The organism is Pseudomonas sp. C9, from assembly GCF_002000165.1.
Lineage (GTDB): Bacteria > Pseudomonadota > Gammaproteobacteria > Pseudomonadales > Pseudomonadaceae > Aquipseudomonas.
Genome location: NZ_MPAK01000002.1, coordinates 20,505 through 42,140 on the forward strand (window position 1 = coordinate 20,505; position 21,636 = coordinate 42,140).

A 21,636-nucleotide genomic window follows, 5' to 3' on the forward strand; every position below is an offset into this window, starting at 1 on the left:
TTCTTTAAACGCCTACCCGTCTCCCGGCGGTCTTGGGCGGGAGTCTGCCATGAGTATTGAAGCCTTCGGTCAGCCGCTGCTGACCTTCCCCGATGCAGAAAAAAGTCCCCTGAGCATCCGCGCCAAAGCGCTGGTGTTCGTTGATCCGCGTTCGCGGCAATTGCGCCAGGAACTGGAAGCGCTGGCCCCGCGTTCGATCTCGGTATTGATCCGCGGTGAAACCGGCACCGGCAAGGAATTGCTGGCGCGTCATATCCATCGCGCCAGTGATCGCGGCGGCTTGTTCGTGTCGGTCAATTGCGGGGCGATCAGCCCGACTTACGCCGATGCCGAATTGTTCGGCTATGCCGCCGGCAGCTTCAGCGGTTCGGCCAGCAGTCGCGCCGGGTGGTTCGGCTCGGCCAATGGCGGCACGCTCTATCTGGATGAAATCGGCGATTTGCCGCTGCCGATTCAGATCAAATTGTTGTCCGCGCTTGAGAACCACGAAGTCATCCGCGTCGGCGCACATCAACCGAGCCCGGTGGACGTGCGCCTGGTCGCCGCGACCAGCATAGATCTGGCCCAGGCCGTAGCCGCCGGGAAATTCCACGAGCGGCTTTATCACTACCTCAGCGAAGGTCATCTGGAGCTACCGGCATTGCGTGACCGCGTGGGCGATATTCTGCCGCTGGCCGAGTATTTCCTAGGCATCTACAGCCAGCGCCTCGATCTGCCGGTGCCGTTGATCAGTGAAACCGCGCAGCGTGTGCTGGAGCGGCACAGTTGGCCGGGAAATACCCGAGAGCTGGAAAACATCATTCACTTTGCATTGTTGGTGAGCACCGGCGACGAGATTTTGCCGGAGCATTTGAATTTGCCGGAAGCGCCAGAATCGCTGGCGCAGATCGAACAGCAAGCGGCTCAACTGATTGAAAACGGCAGCGCAGCCGAGCGTTCCGGGCTTAAGCGTTTGCTGGAAAGCCTGACGCAGACGCTGCACGGATCTGTATGAGCAAAATGGAATATGAAAGTGAATAAAAGATATTATTCGGGAATAAAAAATCCCGGTATTGTCCGCGTCACGCCAGCGATAGCACTTCACTGGCACTTGTATTTAGCCGTCGTCGATGACGACCGTGATTTTCGATAAGGACACTGCATGAAAAAGGTTCTGTTGTTCACCGCTCTGGCGGCTGCCCTGACTGCGGGCCTGGCCCAGGCTGGCGAGAAACTGGTAGTTGCGGCTACCCCGGTTCCACACGCCGAGATTCTGGAGCTGATCAAGCCAACCCTCGCCAAAGAAGGCGTGGACCTGGAAATCAAAGTCTTCACCGACTACGTTCAGCCGAACGTACAGGTTGACCAGAAGCGTCTGGACGCCAACTACTTCCAGACACTGCCGTACCTGAAAAGCTTCAACGAAGGCAAAGGCACGAACCTTGTGACCGTGATCGGTGTTCACGTGGAACCGTTCGGCGGCTACTCGAAGAAAGTCAAAACCCTGGCTGAACTGAAAGACGGCGCAACCATTGCCATCCCGAACGAAGGCAGCAACAGCGGCCGTGCGCTGATCCTGCTGCAGAAGGCTGGCCTGATCGAGTTGAAAGACCCGAAAAACGCCTTGGCCACTCCGAAAGACATCGCCAAGAACCCGCACAACTTCAAGTTCAAGGAACTGGAATCGGCCATGCTCCCGCGTGTGCTGGATCAAGTCGACCTGGACATGATCAATACCAACTACGCGCTGGAAGCCGGTCTGAATCCGGCTAAAGATGCGCTGGTGATCGAAGGCTCGGATTCGCCTTACGTGAACTTCCTGGTGGCTCGTCCGGACAACAAGGACAGCGTTGCCATCCAGAAGCTGGCCAAGGCCTTGACCAGCCCTGAAGTGAAAGCCTTCATCGAGAAGAAGTACAGCGGCGCCGTTCTGCCAGCGTTCTGATTCGCGACGTAAACCCCTTCAAGGTTTCAAACGCCGACGGCTGATGCAGCGTCGGCGTGATCGTTCCCACGCTCCGCGTGGGAATGCCTCTAGGGACGCTCTGCGTCCAGTGACGCGGAGCGTCACGGGCTACATTCCCACGCAGAGCGTGGGAACGATCAACAACTGCCCACCTCTCGATCGTTCAGGCCACCCCGGCCTTCAACGCCCTGCGCAACGCTACCAACAACTTCACGATGTCCTGCGGATCCAGTCGCTGCGGCACTTTTACGTCAGCCATTTTCTCTTCCTTGTGATGGTTCGGCCGGGGGAGTCTGGCCAAAAGCTGTACGTCCTTGGAGGGGCAATGTGAAAAAAGATCCCTCCTACAGTGCAAAGGAAAATAGTCGTCTTCCGTTGCCACAGCAAATCCGCAGATAGTTTTTTGCGTGATATCAATATGCTTTATCGGTATTTAAATTATGGTTTTTATACCTTTAAAGTCGATATCCGCCGGGCAGTTATCCCCTGCCCATGGAGTGCATCACCGTCGCTTACCGAGCGGCGTACAGGACGTTCAATGACTTTCGATTACGCGTTTATCCTCAGCACCCTGCCGGCGTTTCTCAAGGCCGTGGGCGTGACGCTGCAGGTCGGCTTTATTGCCATCGGTACTTCGCTGTTGGTGGCGTTGGTCAACGCGACCATTCTGGTGTTCCGCACGCCTTACTTGCAGCGCCTCGTCGGCCTGTATGTCGAGCTTGCCCGCAACACGCCGCTGCTGATCCAACTGTTCTTCGTCTACTTTGCCTTGCCGGCGCTGGGCATCAAGGTGTCGGGCTTTGCCGCGGCGATCATCACCATGACCTTCCTTGGCGGTGCGTACCTCACCGAAGTGCTGCGCGCCGGCGTGGATGCCGTGCCCCAGGCGCAACTCGAATCCGGCCGATCCATCGGCCTGTCCCAAGGGCAACTGCTGCGCTATGTGATCCTGCCGCAAGCCGGAATCCTCAGCCTGCCGTCGCTGTTCGCCAATTTCATTTTCCTGCTCAAGGAAACCACCGTGGTCTCGGCGGTGGCCGTGCCAGAGATTCTCTACACCACCAAAAGCTACATCGCGCTGTATTACAAAACCTACGAAATGCTCACCGTGCTGACGCTGATTTGCGTGTTGCTGTTTCTGCCGCTGTCGCTGTTGCTCAGCCGTCTGGAAAGGAGGCTCCAGCATGGCCAGTTCGGGTCTTGAGTTGCTCTGGGTGTCGTTGCCGCAACTGGGCAAGGGCGCGGCGCAAACCTTGTCGATTTCCTTCCTGAGCATCGCCATCAGCACCGTCGGCGGCGTGCTCTATGGCGTGTTGCGTACGCTGAATTCGACATGGCTGAACGCGATCCTGCGGGTGTACCTGGAATTGTTCCGGGCGATCCCGGTGCTGGTCTGGCTGTATTTGCTGTTCTTTGGCTTGCCGATTTTCTTCGGCTTGAGCATTCCGAGCTTCTGGTGCGCGGTGCTGGTGTTGTCGTTGTGGGGCGCCAGTGAAGTCGGCGAAGTGGTGCGCGGCGCGTTGCATTCATTGCCACGCGGGCAGCGTGAAGCCGGGTTGTCGATTGGCTTGAACGGCGTGCAACTCTACGGCTACGTGCTGCTGCCGCAAGCGTTGAAACGCATGACACCGCCGACCATCAACGTCTACACGCGCATCATCAAAACCAGCTCCCTGGCGGTGCTGATCGGTGTGGTGGATGTGATCAAGGTCGGCCAGCAGATCATCGAACGCACTTACGAATCGGTGCTGATCTACGGCGCACTTTTCCTGTTTTTCTTTTTCATCTGCTACCCGCTCTCGGCCGCCTCGCGCGTGCTGGAGCGGCGCTGGACGCAAGCATGAACGCACTGATCGAGTTCAAGGGTTTCAACAAGTTCTTCGGCGCACAGCAGGTGCTCAATGGCATCGACTTGCAGGTGAAACCGGGCGAAGTCATCGTCATCCTGGGCCCCAGCGGTTGTGGCAAAAGCACCCTGCTGCGCTGTCTCAACGGACTGGAGGTCGCGCACAGTGGCAGCCTGCAACTGGCCGGCCGCGAACTGCTGGGCAAGGGCACCGACTGGCGCGAAGTACGCCAACAGATCGGCATGGTGTTCCAGAGCTATCACTTGTTCCCGCACATGAGCGTGCTCGACAACCTGTTGCTCGGCCCGCTGAAAGTGCAGAAGCGCGACCGCCGTGAAGCCCGTGACCAAGCCGAAGCCTTGCTGGCGCGCGTGGGCCTGGCGGACAAGCGCGACGCATTCCCGCGTCAGCTCTCCGGTGGCCAGCAGCAACGCATCGCCATCCTCCGTTCGCTGTGCATGAACCCTCAGGTCATGCTCTTCGACGAAGTCACCGCCGCCCTAGACCCGGAAATGGTCAAGGAGGTTCTGGACGTCATTCAAGGCCTGGCCCGCGAAGGCATGACGCTGTTGATCGTCACCCACGAAATGGCCTTCGCCCGCGCTGTGGCGGACCGCATCGTGTTCATGGATGCCGGGCGAATCCTTGAGCAAAACCCTCCCGAGATTTTCTTTACGAACCCGCAAACCGCACGAGCGCAGCAGTTCCTGGAGAAGTTCTCCTACGTCGCCGCACTACCCAAAACGACTCAAACAAAGGAACTGGAACTGCTATGAAAACTGCCAAGACTTCACGCTTGCTACTGTCATTGCTCGGCCTCGCTTTACTGGCCGGTTGCAACAAATCCGAGGAGCCCGCTAAACCGGTCGCCACCAGTGGCAGTTACCTGGAAAAAATCAAAGCCCGGGACAAACTGATCGTTGGCGTCTTCACCGATAAGCCGCCGTTCGGTTTCGTCAATGAGGCCGGGCGCTACGTGGGTTTCGATACGGACATCGGTCGTCAATTCGCCAAGGATTTGTTGGGCGATGAAAACAAAGTCGAGTTCGTCGCGGTGGAGCCGGCCAGCCGGATTCCGTTTCTGCAAAGTGACAAGGTCGATCTGATCCTGGCCAACATGACCGTCACCCCGGAGCGCAAGGAAGCAGTGGAATTCACCAACCCGAACCTGAAAGTCGCGGTACAGGCTTTGGTGCCACAAGCCAGCACGGTGAAAAACCTCGATGACCTGGCGACGCGCACCACCATCGTCACCACCGGTACGACGGCGGACATCTGGCTGACCAAGAATCACCCGGACTGGAAACTGCTGAAGTTCGAGAAGAACTCCGAATCCCTGCAAGCCCTGGCCAATGGTCGCGGTGATGCCTATGCGCAGGACAATCTGGTGCTGTTCAGCTGGGCCAAGCAAAACCCTGGCTACCGCGTATTGACCCAGACACTGGGCGCTGAGGCACCGATCGCGCCAGCGGTGAAGAAGGGCAATATCGAGCTGCGAGACTGGGTGAATACCGAGTTGGCGAAACTGGGTGAGGAGAAGTATTTGCTCAAGCTGTACGACCAGTACGTGCGCAAGGAACTGAGCGATGACACCAAGCCTGAGAGTGTGATTGTCGAGGGCGGGAAGTGGCAGGGCTGATGATCGTTTCTACGCAGGAGCACTGATCGTTCCCACGCAGAGCATGGGAACGATCAAGCGGGAGCGAGCTCCCACGCCGCAGGGCGGGGGGGCAGCCTCAATCCGGCCAGTTCCACGCCGGCTCATCGAGCATTCGCTGGCCGACAATGCCGGTCTGGCCGAGGTTTTTCTCCAGCACGATGCAATTGCATTCCGGGTCTTCCTGCAACGCTGAAATCAACCGCCGCGCATGAGACACCACCCACACCTGGCACTGCTCCGAGGCCCGGATAATCAAACGTGCCAAGGCCGGCAACAGATCCGGATGCAGACTGGTTTCTGGCTCGTTCAGCACCATCAACGTGGGTGGGCGTGGCGTCAGCAGCGCGGCGACGAGCAGCAAATAACGCAGCGTCCCGTCCGACAATTCGGCGGCCGATAACGGCCGCAACAACCCTTCCTGATAAAACTCGATGGAAAACCGTCCGCCTTGCAACGGCGCGATGTGCAGTCTCGCACCGGGAAAGGCGTCGCTGATCGCGGTTCGCAACGCCTCGGGGTCGCCGATTTCAATGATGGTCTGCAAGGCGGTCGCCAGGTCGCGCCCGTCGTGGTGCAACACGGGCGTGCGGGTGCCGAGTTGCGGCTGGCGCACGGGCGCGTCGGCGTCACTGCGAAAGTGATCGTAGAAGCGCCAGCGACGGATGAACTCGCGTAACTCCAGGACCTCCGGCGAAGCACGCAAGCTGCCGACCTGATCGAACAGGCTGTCGAAATTCGGCGTGTGTTGGGCCAGCACGTCCCAGCTGCGATTGGCTCTGGCGCGGATCATCGGGCCGTTGCGATCCACCAGCAGGCTGGCCGGACGATAGATTGGCCCGGCCCAGACGCATTCACGCTTGATTTGCGGGTCCAGGCTGAATCGCGACGGAATAGGCAGAGGGTGTTCGGGCAGCATGAAGTGGCCGTTGGAATCGGGCAGCCCGAGGCTGATCGAATAGCTGAAATCCTCACCGGCAAACCCCAGCCGCAGTCGTTTGACGCCGTGTCTCACCGTTGCCTCGACCGGGACTTCACCATTGCGCATGCGTCGGGTGATGTTTTCCGGCCCGGCCCAGAAGGTCGAGTCCAGCCCACCCTCACGGGCCAGCGCATTGACCACGCCACCCTGAGCGGTTTCCGCCAGCAGGCGCAGTGCGCGGTATAGATTGGATTTACCGCTGCCATTCGGACCGGTAATCAGGTTCAAGCGGCCCAGTGGGATGACCAATTTATTGATCGAGCGGTAATTGGCCACCGCGAGGGTGTTGAGCATGTGCCGGTTCCTTGGGCGGGTTCAATAGGCGGGCATTGTCGGGTGCGCGCAGGCGTCTATGGCAAGTGTTTTAGGGTCAATCATGACAACTTTTTTCTTCATAAGTCGGGCGTGCAAGGTCACGACATTGTTCTAAGCTCTCTGTCGTGTTGTTCATAAAAAAGGCCAAGGAGTTTGCATGGCGGTTCCCGGATTGAAAGTCATCATGGCCTTGAGTGTCACAATGCTGCTGACGGCATGCGACGAGAAAAAACCGATTCAGGAATACCTGCCAAGGGTATTCGTACAAGTGGTCAAACCGTCGGATTACGCGGCCTCGGTGACGCTGACGGGTGACATTCAGGCCCGTGTCCAGACTGAGCTGTCCTTCCGCGTCGGCGGCAAAATCATCCAGCGTACGGTGGATGTCGGTGATCGGGTGACCGCCAAGCAAGTGCTGGCGCGCCTCGATCCCAAGGACTTGCAGACCAATGTCGATTCGGCCCAGGCCCAAGTGGCCGCCCAACAGGCGCTGGTCAAGCAGAATGCGGCGGCGTTCGTGCGCCAGCAAAAACTCCTGCCCAAGGGCTACACCAGCCAGAGCGAATATGACTCGGCGCAGGCAGCGTTGCGCAGCAGTCAGAGCGCATTGAGCGCGGCCCAGGCGCAGCTGGCCAATGCCCGCGATCAACTGAGCTACACCGCACTGATCGCCGAAGCGCCCGGCATCATCACCGCACGTCAGGCTGAAGTCGGCCAGGTGGTGCAGGCGACAATGCCGGTTTTCAGCCTGGCTCGCGATGGCGATCGAGATGCGGTGTTCAATGTCTATGAATCGCTACTGGCCGAGAAGCCGACGGATCAAACCATTGTCCTCAGTCTGCTCGATAACCCCGAGATCAAAACCACCGGCACCGTGCGCGAAGTGACCCCGGCGGTGTCCGCCCAGTCCGGCACCGTGCAGGTCAAGGTTGGCCTCGACAGCCTGCCCGCCGGGATGCAATTGGGTTCGGTGGTGAGCGCCACGGCCAGAGGTTCGGGCAAGTCTGCGATTGAGTTGCCATGGTCGGCCCTGACCAAAAACATCAGTGAGCCTGCTGTCTGGTTGGTCGACGACAAAGGCCAGGCCCAATTGCACTCGGTCACCGTTTTACGCTACCTGACCGGCAGGGTCATTATCAGCAAAGGCCTCAACGAGGGCGATAAAGTCATCATCGCCGGAGGGCAGTTGTTGCACCCGGGCATGGAAGTCGAGATTGCCGAAAATACCTACAAGGATCTGAGTTGGGGAGCCAAGCCATGAAGCCTTTTTGGGCACTGCCCCTTGGATTGTCCCTTGGGCTGGTGCTGAGCGCCTGTTCCAAAAACGAACCGCCACCGCAGCCGGTACGTCCCGTGCTGTCCGTCAAGGTCAAGGCCTTGAACGAAGAAGATCTGGGCCGGTTTGCCGGTAGCATCCAGGCGCGCTACGAAAGCAATACCGGCTTCCGGGTGGGCGGGCGCATCGCCAGTCGTAACGTCGATGTCGGGGCCGAGGTCGAGAAGGGCACATTGCTCGCGACCCTTGATCCTTCGGATCAACAAAACCAGTTGCGTTCGGCTCAGGGCGACCTGGCGAAAATCTACGCGCAATTGATCAATGCCAAAGCCAGTGCGTCGCGCCAGCAGGCCCTGTTTGATCGCGGAGTGGGCGCGCAAGCGCAGCTGGACGCCGCCCTGACCGATCTGAAAACCACCCAGGCCTCCCTCGAGCAAGCTCAGGCGGCGGTCAGCCAGAGCCAGGATCAACTCGGCTACACCGAGTTGCGCTCCGACCATAAAGCCGTGGTCACCGCGTGGAACGCCGAGGCCGGCCAAGTGGTTTCTGCCGGCCAGCAAGTGGTGACCCTGGCGCAACCGGACATCAAGGAAGCGGTCATCGACCTGCCCGATACCCTGGTCGATCAACTGCCCGAGGATGTGGTGTTTCAGGTCGCCGCCCAACTCGACCCCAACACCAATACCACCGCGATCATCCGCGAAATCGAACCCCAGGCGCAGAGTGCCACGCGCACCCGTCGTGCGCGCCTGACCCTCGCTGAAACGCCGGAAGGCTTTCGCTTGGGCACTGCGATCAGCGTCACCCTGAGTTCGGCGATCAAGCCGCGCATCGAACTGCCTCTCACCTCGTTGCAGGAGGTCGACGGCAAACCCCGCATCTGGGTAATTGATACACAGAAAAAGACCGTGGCACCCAGGGACGTCAAGGTCATCAGCCGTACTGACAGCACCGTGGTGTTGGCCGGCGGCGTCAAGAACGGCGAGCGCGTCATCACGGCCGGCGTAAACAGCCTCAAACCGGGGCAACCAGTGAAATTTGACGAGGACAGTCAATGAAAGGGCCTTTCAACCTCTCCGAATGGGCCCTCAAGCATCAGTCGTTCGTCTGGTATCTGATGTTCGTCGCGTTGCTGATGGGGGTGTTCTCGTATTTCAACCTGGGGCGCGAAGAAGACCCTTCGTTCACCATCAAGACCATGGTGATCCAGAGCAAATGGCCGGGGGCGACCCAGGAGGAAACCCTCAAGCAGATCACTGACCGGATCGAGAAAAAACTCGAAGAACTCGATTCCCTCGACTATGTGAAAAGCTACACGCGCCCCGGCGAGTCCACGGTCTACGTGTACCTGCGCGACACCACCAGTGCCAAGGACATCCCGGAAATCTGGTACCAAGTGCGCAAGAAGATCAACGACATCAAGTACCAGTTCCCGCAAGGCATACAGGGACCGTCGTTCAACGACGAGTTTGGTGACGTCTTCGGATCGATCTATGCCTTTACTGCCGACGGCCTGACCTTGCGTCAGTTGCGCGATTACGTGGAACAGGCCCGCATGGAAATTCGCGGTGTGCCGGGTCTGGGCAAGATTGAAATGGTCGGCCAGCAGGATGAAGTGCTGTACCTGAACTTCTCCACACGCAAACTCGCAGCGCTGGGCATTGATGAGCGTCAGGTGGTGCAGAGCCTGCAAAGCCAGAACGCCGTGACCCCGGCGGGTGTCATCGAGGCCGGGCCGGAGCGGATTTCGGTGCGCACTTCAGGGAAGTTCGCCTCGGAGAAAGACCTGGCCGAGGTCAACCTCAAGCTCAACGACCGCTATTATCGTCTAGCCGACATTGCCGACATCAGCCGTGGCTACGTCGATCCGGCCTCGCCGGAATTTCGCTACAACGGCAAACCGGCCATCGGCCTGGCGATTGCCATGCAGAAGGGTGGCAACGTCCAGGCGTTCGGCAAGGCCTTGCATGAGCGTATCGAACAACTGACCGCCGACCTGCCGGTGGGTGTTGGCATCTACAACGTCTCGGATCAGGCCGTGGTGGTGGAAGAGGCCGTCGGCGGCTTTACCCGTGCGCTGTTCGAAGCGGTGATCATCGTGCTGGTGGTTAGCTTCATCAGCCTCGGTGTGCGTGCCGGGCTGGTGGTGGCGTGCTCGATCCCGTTGGTGCTGGCGTTGGTCTTCGTGTTCATGGAGTACAGCGGCATTACCATGCAGCGGATCTCCCTTGGCGCACTGATCATTTCCCTCGGCCTGATGGTGGACGACGCGATGATCACCGTGGAGATGATGGTCACGCGCCTTGAGTTGGGCGACACCAAGGAGCAAGCCGCCACGTTCGCCTACACCTCCACGGCGTTCCCGATGTTGACCGGTACGCTGGTAACGGTGGCGGGGTTCGTGCCGATCGGCTTGAACGCCAGTTCCGCGGGTGAGTACACCTACACGCTGTTTGCGGTGATTGCCTGCGCAATGCTGGTGTCGTGGGTGGTGGCGGTACTGTTTGCACCGGTGCTCGGCGTGCACATTCTCAGTGCCAACGTGAAACCCCATGAAGGCGAACCCGGGCGCATCGGCAAGGCGTTCAATGGCGGGCTGCTGTGGTGCATGCGCAATCGCTGGTGGGCCATCGGCATCACTGTGCTGTGTTTTGTGCTGGCGTTGTTTTGCATGCGTTTTGTGCAGAACCAGTTCTTCCCGTCTTCGGATCGCCCGGAAATCCTGGTCGACCTGAACCTGCCGCAAAACGCCTCGATCGACGAAACCCGCCGGGCCGTCGATCGTCTCGAAGCCACGCTCAAGGACGATCCGGACATCGTGCGCTGGAGCACCTACATCGGTCAGGGCGCGATCCGTTTCTATCTGCCTCTGGACCAACAACTGCAAAACCCGTTCTATGCGCAGTTGGTGATCGTCAGCAAAGGCAAGACCCGTGAGGCCATGATGCAGAAGCTTCGTGAGCGCTTGCGCAATGACTTCGTCGGCATCGGCGGTTATGTTCAGGCGCTGGAAATGGGCCCGCCGGTAGGGCGTCCGATCCAGTACCGGATCAGCGGCAAAGACATCGACCAGGTTCGCCGGCACGCTATCGACCTGGCCTCCGAACTGGACAAGAACCCGCACATTGGCGAGATCATCTACGACTGGAACGAACCGGGCAAAGTGCTGCGCATCGACATTGCCCAAGACAAGGCGCGGCAGTTGGGGCTGTCTTCCGAAGACGTGGCCAACCTGATGAACGGCATCGTCAGCGGCCAGGCGGTGACCCAGGTCGATGACGACATCTATCTGATCAATGTGGTCGGGCGTGCAGTGGATTCCGAACGTGGTACGCCGGAAACCCTGCAGAACTTGCAGATCGTCTCGCCGAACGGCACGTCGATTCCGCTGTTGGCGTTTGCCACCGTGCGCTACGAGCTGGAGCAGCCGCTGGTGTGGCGTCGCGATCGTCTGCCGACCATCACCATCAAGGCGGCGATACGCGACGAGATCCAGCCGACGGACCTGGTGAAGATCCTCAAGCCGTCCATCGACGCCTTCGCTGCCAAGTTGCCGGCGGGCTACAAAGTCGCCACCGGCGGTACGGTGGAGGAAAGCGGCAAGGCCCAGGGGCCGATTGCCAAGGTTGTGCCGCTGATGCTGTTCTTGATGGCGACCTTCCTGATGATCCAGTTGCACAGCGTGCAGAAGCTGTTCCTGGTGGCCAGCGTCGCGCCGCTGGGCTTGATCGGCGTGGTGATCGCGCTGGTGCCAACCGGTACGCCAATGGGCTTCGTGGCGATCCTCGGGATTCTGGCGCTGATCGGTATCATCATCCGTAACTCGGTGATTCTGGTGACCCAGATCGACGAATACGAGAAGAAGGGCTATGCGCCGTGGGACGCGGTGGTCGAGGCCACCGAGCATCGACGTCGGCCGATTCTGCTGACGGCGGCGGCGGCGAGCCTGGGGATGATTCCGATTGCCCGGGAAGTGTTCTGGGGGCCGATGGCCTACGCGATGATCGGCGGGATTGTCATCGCAACCTTGCTGACGCTGCTGTTTTTGCCGGCGCTTTATGTGGCCTGGTACAAAATTCGCGAGCCGAAGAAAGAGGTGGCTTAAAGGCGAGCGCTTCGCGCTCTAATCGCGGGCAAGTCGAATCGTCGCACCGCCGCCCCCACAGTGACCGCGTACCCTGTGGGAGCGGGCTTGCCCGCGAAGGCGTCCGAACTGACTACACAGGCTTACGCCAAACACTCGCCAACCAAGGCTGCCGCTCCCGCGGCAGCCCCGCTGGCCGGTAGTAATGCTCCATCTCCACAAACCCCGCCTCGGTCAGTAACTGCTGCCAAGCCGCAAGGTCGTGATACGACCCATAGCGCGGCCCGTTCCAGCCCTCCTGATTCTCCCCGCGAGGATTGGAACTGAACAACACCCCACCTGGTTTCAACGCCCCCCGCAGTTGCTTCAACACCCGTGGTAATTCCTGGCGCGGGATGTGAAACAGCACCGCATTGGCAAAAATTCCGTCGAAGCGTTCGGCCGGCAGATCAAGCTTCAGGAAGTCCTGCTGCCAGACCTCACAACCGCTGTCCTCGCGTGCCATCTGCGCCAGTTTTTCTGAGCCGTCGAGGCCGACGGCGCTATGGCCCATGCGTGTGAAGGTTTGCAGGTCACGGCCCGGGCCGCAGCCAAAATCAAGAATGTCGAACGGCGCCTCGCCTTGAATATGCCGCAACAGGGCATCGATGTTCTGGCTGACATCGTGATCGCGAGTGCCCTCGCGAAAGTCCTCGGCCACCGAGTTGTAATGGCCGAGGGTGGTGGCGGTGATCTGCTGGAGGTCGTCGGGGGTCTGTTTCATGAGGGGGCTGCGCAGGCAATTAGGGTTTGCCGAATATACGCCATCAAGACTGGGGCTGCTTCGCAGCCCATCGCGGGCAAGCCCGCTCCCACAGGGGATTTGTGAGCGACATAAATCACTGTGGGAGCGGGCTTGCCCGCGATGGCGGTATGTCTGGCAACCAATAACTCAGCCCTGCTTCATCCCCAGGCAATCAATCGAGCGATCCACCATGGCTTTGGCAATCTCCAGCAAATGCCAGACCGAAAACACCATGGCGCGGTCCGCCCCTTTGAGGTGATCGCCACATTGATACGCCGTCACCGAAGCACAGCGCAGCAGATCGGCAACATAGAGCTGGGTGTCTTCGAAACTCACGTCTTTGCTGACGTTGTAGAAGCGCAGCTCATCGGGCGGTGAAGGTTGGTCGCCAGTGAGGTAGAAATCAATGGCACGGTAGAGCGCTGATCGATCCCTGGGCGGGGCTTCAGTGGCGGTTTCGTGGGTAGAGGTTTCGGGAGGTGGATCGGGTACGGATTTCTTCATTGGTAAAACTCCTAGAGCTAATTGGAGCCAACCGTAATCGCGACTAAACGAGCAGGGGTGGCGGCTGCACGCAGGTTAGTCGACCGGCCTCCAGGCATACCGGCGCACCCGAAGGTGCCCTGCGCACAGCCACCATAGCTTTCAGGAAATGAGAACACCTGAAATGAGGTGGCGCTGTGCGCCTAGAGAGATCCGGGCGACTAAACCCGATCACTGATGAGCAGTGACGGACCGAGACTAGCCACCGAATCTGGCAGGCGCAAGCGAGCGGAATGATCTAGGAAATGTCCTGCAAAGGAAAGGGAACGGACCTTCGGAAGCTCTGATTTTCCTGTACGAAAACTTCCCCGATCAGCCAAGCCGCAATGCAACCTGTAGCAGCTGGCGAAGCCTGCGTTCGGCTGCGCAGCAGTCGTGAAATCAGTGTTCGCGGTGTTTCAGGAAGACTCTGCAAGCAGGGTTTACGACTGCTTCGCAGCCGAACGCAGGCTTCGCCAGCTGCTACAAAGTGTGTCGCGGCTTAACGCTTGTTGAGCCCCCGCGCCAACCGATCCCCGCCCAACTGAATCACCGCCACCAACACCACCAGCAACACAATCACCGTCAGCATGATCTGGCTATCAAAGCGCTGATAACCATAGCGATAGGCAATGTCGCCCAAACCGCCGGCACCAATCGCCCCGGCCATGGCCGACGAGTTGATCATCGTCACCAGCGTAATCGTGAAACCGCCGACAATCCCCGGCAGCGCCTCGGGCAGCAGTACATGCCAGACAATGTGCCAACGCCGGCAGCCCATTGCTTGCGCCGCTTCGATCAAGCCGAAATCGACCTCACGCAAACTGACTTCGGCGATGCGCGCAAAGAATGGCGTCGCGGCAATGGTCAGTGGAACCACCGCCGCCCAGACGCCATACGTCGTGCCGACAATGAGCCGGGTAAACGGAATCAGCGCTACCATCAAAATCAAAAACGGAATCGAGCGGAACAGGTTCACGAATGCGCCCAACGCGCGGTTCAGCGTCGGCGCTTCGTAGATGCCACCCTTGGAACTGGTGACCAGAAACACCGCCAGCGGAATGCCCACCAGCAGCGCGATCAATGACGACACGCCGACCATCAGGAAGGTGTCGATGAAACCTTGCAGCAAGCGATCAAACCACATAACCCAGCACCTCCACCTGTTGCGCCCATTGGCTGGCGCGCTGGCGCAGGTCTTCGGCATCGAACGGCGAACCGCTCACCGCCAACAACAACTGCCCCAGCGCATGGCCCTGAATCCGTTCCACGCCACCCTGCAGCAACTTCACCCGGCCACCGAGGGCGGCGAATAATGCCGCCAGATCCGGCTCATCGCTGGCGCTGCCGGTGAACTGAAAACGCAGCACCACAGCGGCATCCGGGCTCTGCGATTGCGCTCGCAAGCGACTGTGCAATTCCTCCGGCAAGGCGTGTTGCAGCGGCGCCAGCAGCGTTTTGCTGACCTCGTGCTGCGGATTGCCGAACACTTCCCACACCGGTCCCTGCTCGACGATCTTCCCGTGTTCGAGCACCACGACGCGGTCGCAAATATCGCGGATCACCGCCATTTCGTGAGTGATCAAAACGATGGTCAAACCCAGGCGCTGATTGATCTCGCGCAACAGGCCGAGGATCGATTGGGTGGTCTCCGGGTCCAGCGCCGAAGTGGCTTCGTCGCACAGCAAAATCGCCGGGTCATGCACCAGCGCACGGGCGATGCCGACGCGCTGTTTCTGCCCGCCGGACAGCTGCGCCGGGTAGGCGTGGTGCTTGCCTTGCAGGCCCACCAGTTCCAGCAGTTCACGAACCTTCTGCTCGCGTTTGTCCTTGGGCACACCGGCGACTTTCAGCGGCAACTCGACGTTCTGCCACACCGTTTTGGCTGACATCAGGTTGAAGTGCTGGAAGATCATGCCAATGCGCCGACGCAGCGCCACCAGACGGTCTTCATCGAACTCGCCGATGTCCACCTGATCGATCAATACGCGACCGCTGCTCGGTTGTTCCAGACGGTTGATGGTGCGGATCAACGACGATTTGCCGGCGCCGCTGCGGCCGATGATGCCAAACACTTCGCCGCGCTGTATCGCCAGGTCGATGCCGTGCAGTGCCGCCACCGGGCCTTGTTGGCCGTCGTAGGTTTTGCCCAGGCCAATGAAACGCACGTGGGCGCGGTTCAGGTCCGGGTGCAGTTCGGTTTGTATAGCGTTATGGGGCTCTGGAATCTCCAGTCGCCGTTGGGTGGCTGCCGTCATCCTCAGCTTTCCCAGCCAGCTTGGTAGAGCTTGCCGTGAGCCTTGTCCAGTGCGGCACGAACGGCCGGTGAATGCTGATAAATGTCGACGAATTTGATCAGGCGCGGGTCGGTTTTACTCTTGGGCTGGATCACGAACTGGATCACGTATTCCTTGTGGTCGAGGCCGTCGAACAGCAGCGCAGAGCCGGCATCGAACGTCTTCGCCAGACGGATGTAGGCCGGGTAGCCCTGGACCAGATCCGCATCGTCGTAGGCGCGCACCAGTTGCACGGCTTCGACTTGCAGGATTTTGATGTTCTTCGGATTGGCGATGATGTCGTCTTCGGTGGCCTTGTAGCCCGCGCCCGGTTTGAGCGTGATCAGCCCTGCCTTGGCCAGCAGTTGCAGACCGCGACCGCTGTTGATCGGGTCGTTGGCGATGGCGACGCTGGCGCCTTGCGGGAGCTCGTCGAAACTTTTGTATTTCTTCGAGTAGAGGCCGACGTTGTTGATGATCCCCGGTGCGAACGGCACCAGGTCAAAACCCGCGGCGGCCTTGGCGTTTTCCAGGAACGGGACGTGCTGGAAATAGTTCACGTCGATGTCGCCAGCCGCCAGGCTGACGTTGGGGGCGATCCAGTCGCTGAACTCGACGAGCTCGACTTTCAGGCCTTGTTTGGAGGCTTCCTCGACAGCGGCTTCCAGAGGGATGGCGAAGGCGGCGGTGGTGCCGATTTTCAGCGGCGCGTCGGCGGCGAATACCGCCGAACTGAAGAGGCCTAGGGCCAGGGCCAGTGCTTTGACTGGGTGAGTGAGGTAGGTCTTGGTCATGTTGTAGTTTCCAGTCAGTGCATAAATTTGGGGTGTTTGGTCGGGCCTCTTCGCGGGCAAGCCCGCTCCCACAGTGATCTCGGGTGTTCACGCAATCCCTGTGGGAGCGGGCTTGCCCGCGATGCTTTTAGCGGCGAAACGCCGAGCCAGTGTGTTGCTCAGGCAAAAGCGCCTCTGCGTGAAACAGTTTTTCGCGCAAGCTGCCCGCGTCATAAGCGGTCTTGTACGACCCGCGGCGTTGCAGCTCCGGGATCACCCACTCAATGAAATCCACATAGCTTTCCGGCGTGACAATCCGTGTCAGGTTGAAGCCGTCCAGGCCGGTTTCGGCGATCCACGATTCCAGTTCATCCGCCACTTGTTCAGGTGAACCCACCAGCGTGATGTAGCGGCCACCGAGCGCGTGTTGCTCCAGCAATTTGCGCCGGGTCCAATCGTTGTTTTGCAGGTTTTTGGTCGCTGACTGAATCGCGTTGCTCTTCACGTACTGGATCGGTTCGTCGATGGCGTACTCGGAAAAATCGATGCCGGTAGACGCCGAGAAATGCGCCACGCCAGCCTCGGCACTGGCGTAGCTCAGGTACTCGGCGTGCTTGGCCCAGGCGAGTTCCTCGGTGGCGCCGACAATCACGTTCAGCCCCATGAACACCTTGATGTCCTCGGGTTTGCGCCCGGCCTCGACGGCGCTGGCGCGCACCTTGTCCACCTGGATTTTGGTCGACGGTTTGTTCTGGCCACTGATGAACACGCACTCGGCATGCCGACCGGCGAACAGCAAACCGCGATCCGAACTGCCGGCCTGAAACAGTACCGGTGTACGTTGTGGCGACGGCTCGCACAGGTGATAACCCTCGACCTGATAGAACTCGCCCTTGTGCTCGACCTTGTGCACTTTGTCCGGTTGGGCATAGATCCGCTGCTCGCGGTCGTTGAGCACCGCGCCGTTTTCCCAACTGCCTTCCCAGAGTTTGTAGAGCACCTCCAGGTATTCATCGGCCTGGTCATAACGACGGTCGTGTTCCACCTGTTCGCTCAGGCCCATGGCCTTGGCGGCGCTGTCGAGGTAGCCAGTGACGATGTTCCAGCCGACCCGGCCGCGGCTCAGGTGATCGAGCGTCGACAGGCGCCGGGCGAACAGGTACGGCGGTTCGTAAGTGAGGTTGGCGGTCAGGCCGAAGCCGAGGTTTCTGGTTACCGCCGCCATGGCCGACACCAGCAGCAGCGGGTCGTTGACCGGCAGTTGGATCGACTCCTTGAGCGGCACCTCCACCGAGTTCTGGTAGACGTCGTACACGCCGACGATGTCGGCGATGAACAATCCGTCGAACAGCCCGCGCTCCAGCAGTTGCGCCAGTTCCGTCCAGTATTCGATGGTCTTGTACTGCGTGGAATTGTCCCGTGGGTGCGTCCACAGGCCATGGTTGATGTGCCCGATGCAGTTCATGTTGAACGCGTTGAGCAGGATTTTCTTTTTCGCGCTGGCCATCAAATGGTCCCCCGCAGTGGCGGGTTTTCATCGTTGAGGTAGTAGTTGCCCACCGCGTGGTACTTCCAGCGCACCGGGTCGTGCAAGGTGTGCACGCGCGCGTTGCGCCAGTGCCGATCCAGGCCATGTTCGATCAGGGTGGCCTGGCTGCCGGCCAGTTCGAACAACGTGCTGCCGGCGGCGAGGGAGATTTCAGTGCTGAGGGCCCGGGCTTCGGCAACGGCAATCGATGCGGCGGCGACGGTCTCGGCATTGGGTTCGGCTTGAGCGATATCGAGGAATTCACCGGAGCGTTCCAGCAGGGCTTCGGTGGCGTGCAGCCGAATGCTCAAGTGCCCGAAACTCTTGATGGTCAGCGGGTCGTCAGTGGCTTTTTCGTGGGTGGCGTCGATCCATGGCCGGGTTTTGGTGCGCACAAAATGCAGCGCATCTTCATACGCCGCGCGGGCAATACCGGTGTCGATGGCCGCGTGAAGAATCTGTGCCAACGGGCCGACGGTGGTCGGGCGCTCGAACGCGCTTTGAAACGGGATCACGTCTTCGGCCGCCACATGCACGTCTTCGAACACCACCGAGCCGCTGCCGGTGGTGCGTTGGCCAAAGCCGCTCCAGTCGTCGATGACCGTCAGGCCTTGGCTATCGCGTGGGACGAACGCCAGTTGCTGCACGCCGTTTTCATCCACCACCGAAGTGGGGATGCGTTGCGCGTAAATGGCGCCGGTCGCGTAGAACTTGCGACCGCTGATGCGATAACCGTCGCCGTCACGCTTGAGGCTGGTGATGCGCTCGTGCGCGGTTTTTGTGCCGAGCTCGGCGAGCGCATTGCCGAAGCGCTGGCCGGCCAATACCTCGGCGTACAAGCGTTTTTTCTGCGCATGGCTGCCGTTCACGCGCAGCACTTCGAGGGCATAAAAATGATTCTGCGGGATTTGCCCGAGCGAGCCGTCAGCCTGGGCAATCAAGGCGATCACCTTGGCCAGCGTCACGTTGGAAACCCCGGCGCCGCCGTACTCCTTTGGCACGCTGATGCCCCACAGGCCCGAGCGGGAAAACACTTCCAGTTCCGGGTGCGGCAGTCGGCGTTCGCGGTCGCGCAGGGCACTGTCGCGTTTGAAGTCTTCGGCCAGATCGCTGGCGACGACCAGGGCTTGCTCATCGCTGGTGATGACCGCGACGTGGTGAGAATAAGTCATGTGTTTCTCCAGAGATCTGGTCAAAAAAGGGTGCTGGTCGTCAGATCCAGGAATGCCGCGCCGGCAAGGTGCCGTTGAGGTGATAGGTGCCGACGGCGTGATATTTCCAGCGAACCGGGTCGTGCAGCGTGTGCACGCGGGCGTTGCGCCAGTGGCGGTCGAGGTTGAATTCGGCGAGGGTGGCGCGGCTGCCGGCCAGTTCGAAAAGCTTTTCGCTGGCCAGCAGCGAGATCTCGGTGGTCAGCACTTTGGCTTCGGCCACGGCAATCGAAGCGCGGGCGGCAGACTCGGCGGTGAGGGGGGCGGCGTTGACCTGGTCAAGCACTTGCCCGGCCTTGCGCAGCAACGCTTCGGCGGCGTGCAGCTCGATTTTCAACTTGCCGATGTCCGCGATCACATACAGGTCATCGCTGGCCCGTTCGACCTTGGCGTCGATCCACGGACGGGCGCGGGTTTTCACGAAGTCGATGGCATCATCGATGGCGCCCCGGGCAATCCCGGCGTCGATGGCGGCTTGAATCAGTTGCGACACGGCGCCCTGAATATTCGGCTTATCGTTGATCTTCCAGTTATCCACCACCAGCTCGGCATCGACCCGCACGTTGTTGAGCAAAATAGTGCCGCTGGCAGTGGTGCGCTGACCGAAGCCCGACCAGTCATCAACGATGCGCAGCCCCGGGGTGCCGCGACGGACGAAGGCCAGCACTTGTTTGCCGTCATCGTTCAGCGCCTTGACTGCGACCCAGTGGGCGAACAGCGCGCCCGTGGAGTAAAACTTCTGGCCATTGAGGACAAAGCCGTCGCCGTCGGCGGTAATGCGCGCCTTGAGCTCCAGGGTGTTTTTAGTGCCGCGTTCAGGCCCTGCATTGCCGATGCGCCAGCCGTCGAGCACGCTTTTGAACAGCTGCTTTTTCTGCGCTTCAGTGGCGCTGCCGAGCACCAGGTTGAGAATGCCGAACTGGTTTTGCGGGATCTGCCCCAGTGCCGGGTCTGCTGCGGAAATGATCGCGAAGACTTCGGCCAGGGTGACGAACGAAACCTGTGGGCCACCGTACTCACGCGGGATGGCAATGCTGCCCAATCCGCTGCGGGTGAACTGTTCGATTTCCGACCAGGGCAACTTGCGCTGCCGGTCACGTTTGGCCGCGTGCAGACGGGCGACTTGCGCCAGCTCATGGGCGGCTTCGATGGCTTGAGCATCGTTGCGCAGGACCTGTGCGGGCAACAACAACGGGGCGATGTCCAGATCACTCTGAACGTGGGCTTCTGCCAGACTGGACATCAGTGCCGCTCCTTGGCTGCACGCAATGCCCTGGCGATCTGCACTGGGGTGATTGTGTTCCGGACCATACCTACCTCACATCTCATGGGATCGCCGCGTGGTGGCGACGAATAAAAACAAGAATGTCCGGTGGTCCGGTTCATATACCCTAAGCGTGTATAAAAAATTAATAAACTAACTTTTAGGAATATACATAGAAGGGGTGGCATACACCCATTTGATGAGTGTGCGCATACCCCTGTAGCAGCTGGCGAAGCCTGCGTCGGCCGGTCCGCGCTCGGGCGCAGCAGTCGTAAATCTGAGTCCGCGATCAACCAGAATGACCGCATTGTTTGATTTAACGACTGCTACGCCCGAGCGCGGACCGGCCGACGCAGGCTTCGCCAGCTGCTACAGGATCGAGATCGCCCAGTGCCACAGAGAGATCAGCGTTTTCGGGGTTCAGCGGCCATCAACATGTCCTTGGGCGGCACCTTCAGATACGGATTCGCGCAGCCGATCTTCAGCCAGCGCGGTGGCGCCCAGCGTGAGTTATTGCCCACGTGGTCGAGGATGCAATACGTCACTTCCAGCCGCAGGTCTTCACCCGCTTCGAGAATGATCGCCGGTGGCACCCACACCTGAATCGGCTGGCCTACTTCGTCCGCCTTGAGCCGGGGCAGGTCCATGCGCACATCGCCCCAGCGCAGGGTGATTTCGTCGTCGATGGCCATGTTCAGGTAAGGCTCGATGGTCAACGGGACGCCGCGTTTGATCTGATTCGGATTGACTCCTTGGCGGCGGATAGTCTCGGGGATGCCGACGGGTGCAAGGTTTTGGTTTTCGTCGCCGCCCTGGGCGGAGTGCGGGCCGCCAGGGCCATCCAGTTTGATCTGGACGCGGGTGGCCGGTGACAACGCCGGGTCTTGCCCGACCTGCATGACCTTGTAGTGGATGCGTGCGCAGCCGTTGGCGATGAAACTTTGCGGCACTCGCAGGCTGATCACGTTGCCGCTGTCGTCGGCAGTCAGCACCCTGGAGGCGACGTAGCAGTTGTTCCAGAACAGTTCGATAAGGTCGCCTGCGTCCATGCGGGAGTAGGGTGCGATGTCGATCATGAGGTGAGCCGCCGAGATCATGTTGACGCCGGCCTTGTGCGATTGCGCCAGGGTCGGGGCCGCAAGTTCGGGTGTGTTCGAAGTGCTTGTCATGGG

The 21,636-nt window shown here is 60.0% G+C and carries 19 protein-coding genes; 9 read left to right on the plus strand and 10 right to left on the minus strand.

The features are described 5' to 3' along the window. The first annotated feature begins 49 nt into the window (after positions 1-49). The 6 genes from BMS17_RS26995 to BMS17_RS27020 all read left to right on the plus strand — a co-directional run bounded on the left by BMS17_RS26995 (position 50) and on the right by BMS17_RS27020 (position 5,431). Positions 50-994, plus strand: coding sequence for a sigma 54-interacting transcriptional regulator (locus tag BMS17_RS26995; RefSeq protein ID WP_077432233.1), 945 nt, complete (start codon positions 50-52; stop codon positions 992-994). A 147-nt stretch (positions 995-1,141) separates the two neighbouring features. Continuing rightward, on the plus strand, positions 1,142-1,924 hold the full coding sequence (locus BMS17_RS27000; RefSeq protein ID WP_077432234.1) for a MetQ/NlpA family ABC transporter substrate-binding protein: 783 nt from the start codon (positions 1,142-1,144) through the stop codon (positions 1,922-1,924). Between the two features lie 559 nt (positions 1,925-2,483). Next, positions 2,484-3,149, plus strand: coding sequence for an amino acid ABC transporter permease (locus BMS17_RS27005; protein WP_046031344.1), 666 nt, complete (start codon positions 2,484-2,486; stop codon positions 3,147-3,149). Further along, positions 3,130-3,789, plus strand: coding sequence for an amino acid ABC transporter permease (locus BMS17_RS27010; RefSeq protein ID WP_046031343.1), 660 nt, complete (start codon positions 3,130-3,132; stop codon positions 3,787-3,789). The genes BMS17_RS27005 and BMS17_RS27010 overlap by 20 nt, the downstream gene beginning before the upstream one ends. Continuing rightward, positions 3,786-4,568 (plus strand): amino acid ABC transporter ATP-binding protein, encoded by a 783-nt coding sequence (locus BMS17_RS27015; protein ID WP_077432235.1) that lies wholly within the window; start codon positions 3,786-3,788, stop codon positions 4,566-4,568. The genes BMS17_RS27010 and BMS17_RS27015 overlap by 4 nt, the downstream gene beginning before the upstream one ends. Then, positions 4,565-5,431 carry a transporter substrate-binding domain-containing protein gene (locus BMS17_RS27020; protein WP_046031341.1) on the plus strand — a complete coding sequence of 289 codons (867 nt, stop codon included), beginning with the start codon at positions 4,565-4,567 and terminating at the stop codon, positions 5,429-5,431. Before BMS17_RS27015 ends, BMS17_RS27020 begins: the two co-directional genes overlap by 4 nt. Before the next feature lie 97 nt (positions 5,432-5,528). Here BMS17_RS27020 and BMS17_RS27025 read toward each other — a convergent pair whose 3' ends face one another. After that, positions 5,529-6,725, minus strand: coding sequence for an AAA family ATPase (locus BMS17_RS27025; RefSeq protein ID WP_077432236.1), 1,197 nt, complete (start codon positions 6,723-6,725; stop codon positions 5,529-5,531). A gap of 178 nt (positions 6,726-6,903) precedes the next feature. Here BMS17_RS27025 and BMS17_RS27030 point away from each other — a divergent pair, with 178 nt between their 5' ends. From BMS17_RS27030 to BMS17_RS27040, 3 genes are read left to right on the plus strand one after another with little or no spacing between them, the layout of a single operon-like run. Further along, the gene (locus BMS17_RS27030; protein ID WP_077432237.1) at positions 6,904-8,007 is read left to right on the plus strand and encodes an efflux RND transporter periplasmic adaptor subunit; all 1,104 of its coding nucleotides are present in this window, start codon (positions 6,904-6,906) and stop codon (positions 8,005-8,007) included. Next, positions 8,004-9,080: an efflux RND transporter periplasmic adaptor subunit gene (locus BMS17_RS27035; protein ID WP_077432238.1), complete on the plus strand. Its 1,077-nt coding sequence runs from the start codon at positions 8,004-8,006 to the stop codon at positions 9,078-9,080. The genes BMS17_RS27030 and BMS17_RS27035 overlap by 4 nt, the downstream gene beginning before the upstream one ends. Next, complete coding sequence (locus BMS17_RS27040; RefSeq protein ID WP_077432239.1) at positions 9,077-12,127, plus strand: efflux RND transporter permease subunit; 3,051 nt, start codon at positions 9,077-9,079, stop codon at positions 12,125-12,127. Before BMS17_RS27035 ends, BMS17_RS27040 begins: the two co-directional genes overlap by 4 nt. 112 nt (positions 12,128-12,239) lie before the next feature. Here the strand turns inward: BMS17_RS27040 and BMS17_RS27045 are convergent, their stop codons facing one another. From BMS17_RS27045 to BMS17_RS27085, 9 genes are all read right to left on the minus strand, one after another. Further along, positions 12,240-12,869, minus strand: a complete 630-nt coding sequence (locus tag BMS17_RS27045; RefSeq protein WP_077432240.1) for a bifunctional 2-polyprenyl-6-hydroxyphenol methylase/3-demethylubiquinol 3-O-methyltransferase UbiG — start codon at positions 12,867-12,869, stop codon at positions 12,240-12,242. A 168-nt stretch (positions 12,870-13,037) separates the two neighbouring features. Next, positions 13,038-13,394, minus strand: coding sequence for a DUF6124 family protein (locus tag BMS17_RS27050; protein ID WP_046031335.1), 357 nt, complete (start codon positions 13,392-13,394; stop codon positions 13,038-13,040). A gap of 520 nt (positions 13,395-13,914) precedes the next feature. Beyond that, a complete protein-coding gene (locus BMS17_RS27055; protein WP_046031334.1) occupies positions 13,915-14,559 on the minus strand; it encodes a methionine ABC transporter permease in 645 nt (214 codons plus the stop codon). Continuing rightward, on the minus strand, positions 14,549-15,670 hold the full coding sequence (locus BMS17_RS27060) for a methionine ABC transporter ATP-binding protein (RefSeq protein ID WP_077432241.1): 1,122 nt from the start codon (positions 15,668-15,670) through the stop codon (positions 14,549-14,551). The genes BMS17_RS27055 and BMS17_RS27060 overlap by 11 nt, the downstream gene beginning before the upstream one ends. A 2-nt stretch (positions 15,671-15,672) precedes the next feature. Further along, complete coding sequence (locus BMS17_RS27065) at positions 15,673-16,482, minus strand: MetQ/NlpA family ABC transporter substrate-binding protein (RefSeq protein ID WP_077432242.1); 810 nt, start codon at positions 16,480-16,482, stop codon at positions 15,673-15,675. Positions 16,483-16,609: 127 nt separating this feature from the next. Then, positions 16,610-17,968 (minus strand): LLM class flavin-dependent oxidoreductase, encoded by a 1,359-nt coding sequence (locus tag BMS17_RS27070; protein ID WP_077432243.1) that lies wholly within the window; start codon positions 17,966-17,968, stop codon positions 16,610-16,612. After that, complete coding sequence (locus tag BMS17_RS27075) at positions 17,968-19,161, minus strand: SfnB family sulfur acquisition oxidoreductase (RefSeq protein ID WP_046031330.1); 1,194 nt, start codon at positions 19,159-19,161, stop codon at positions 17,968-17,970. Before BMS17_RS27075 ends, BMS17_RS27070 begins: the two co-directional genes overlap by 1 nt. 40 nt (positions 19,162-19,201) lie before the next feature. Further along, positions 19,202-20,443: an SfnB family sulfur acquisition oxidoreductase gene (locus BMS17_RS27080; RefSeq protein WP_077432244.1), complete on the minus strand. Its 1,242-nt coding sequence runs from the start codon at positions 20,441-20,443 to the stop codon at positions 19,202-19,204. Between the two features lie 425 nt (positions 20,444-20,868). Then, positions 20,869-21,633 carry a hypothetical protein gene (locus BMS17_RS27085; RefSeq protein ID WP_077432245.1) on the minus strand — a complete coding sequence of 255 codons (765 nt, stop codon included), beginning with the start codon at positions 21,631-21,633 and terminating at the stop codon, positions 20,869-20,871. Positions 21,634-21,636 lie beyond the last annotated feature (3 nt).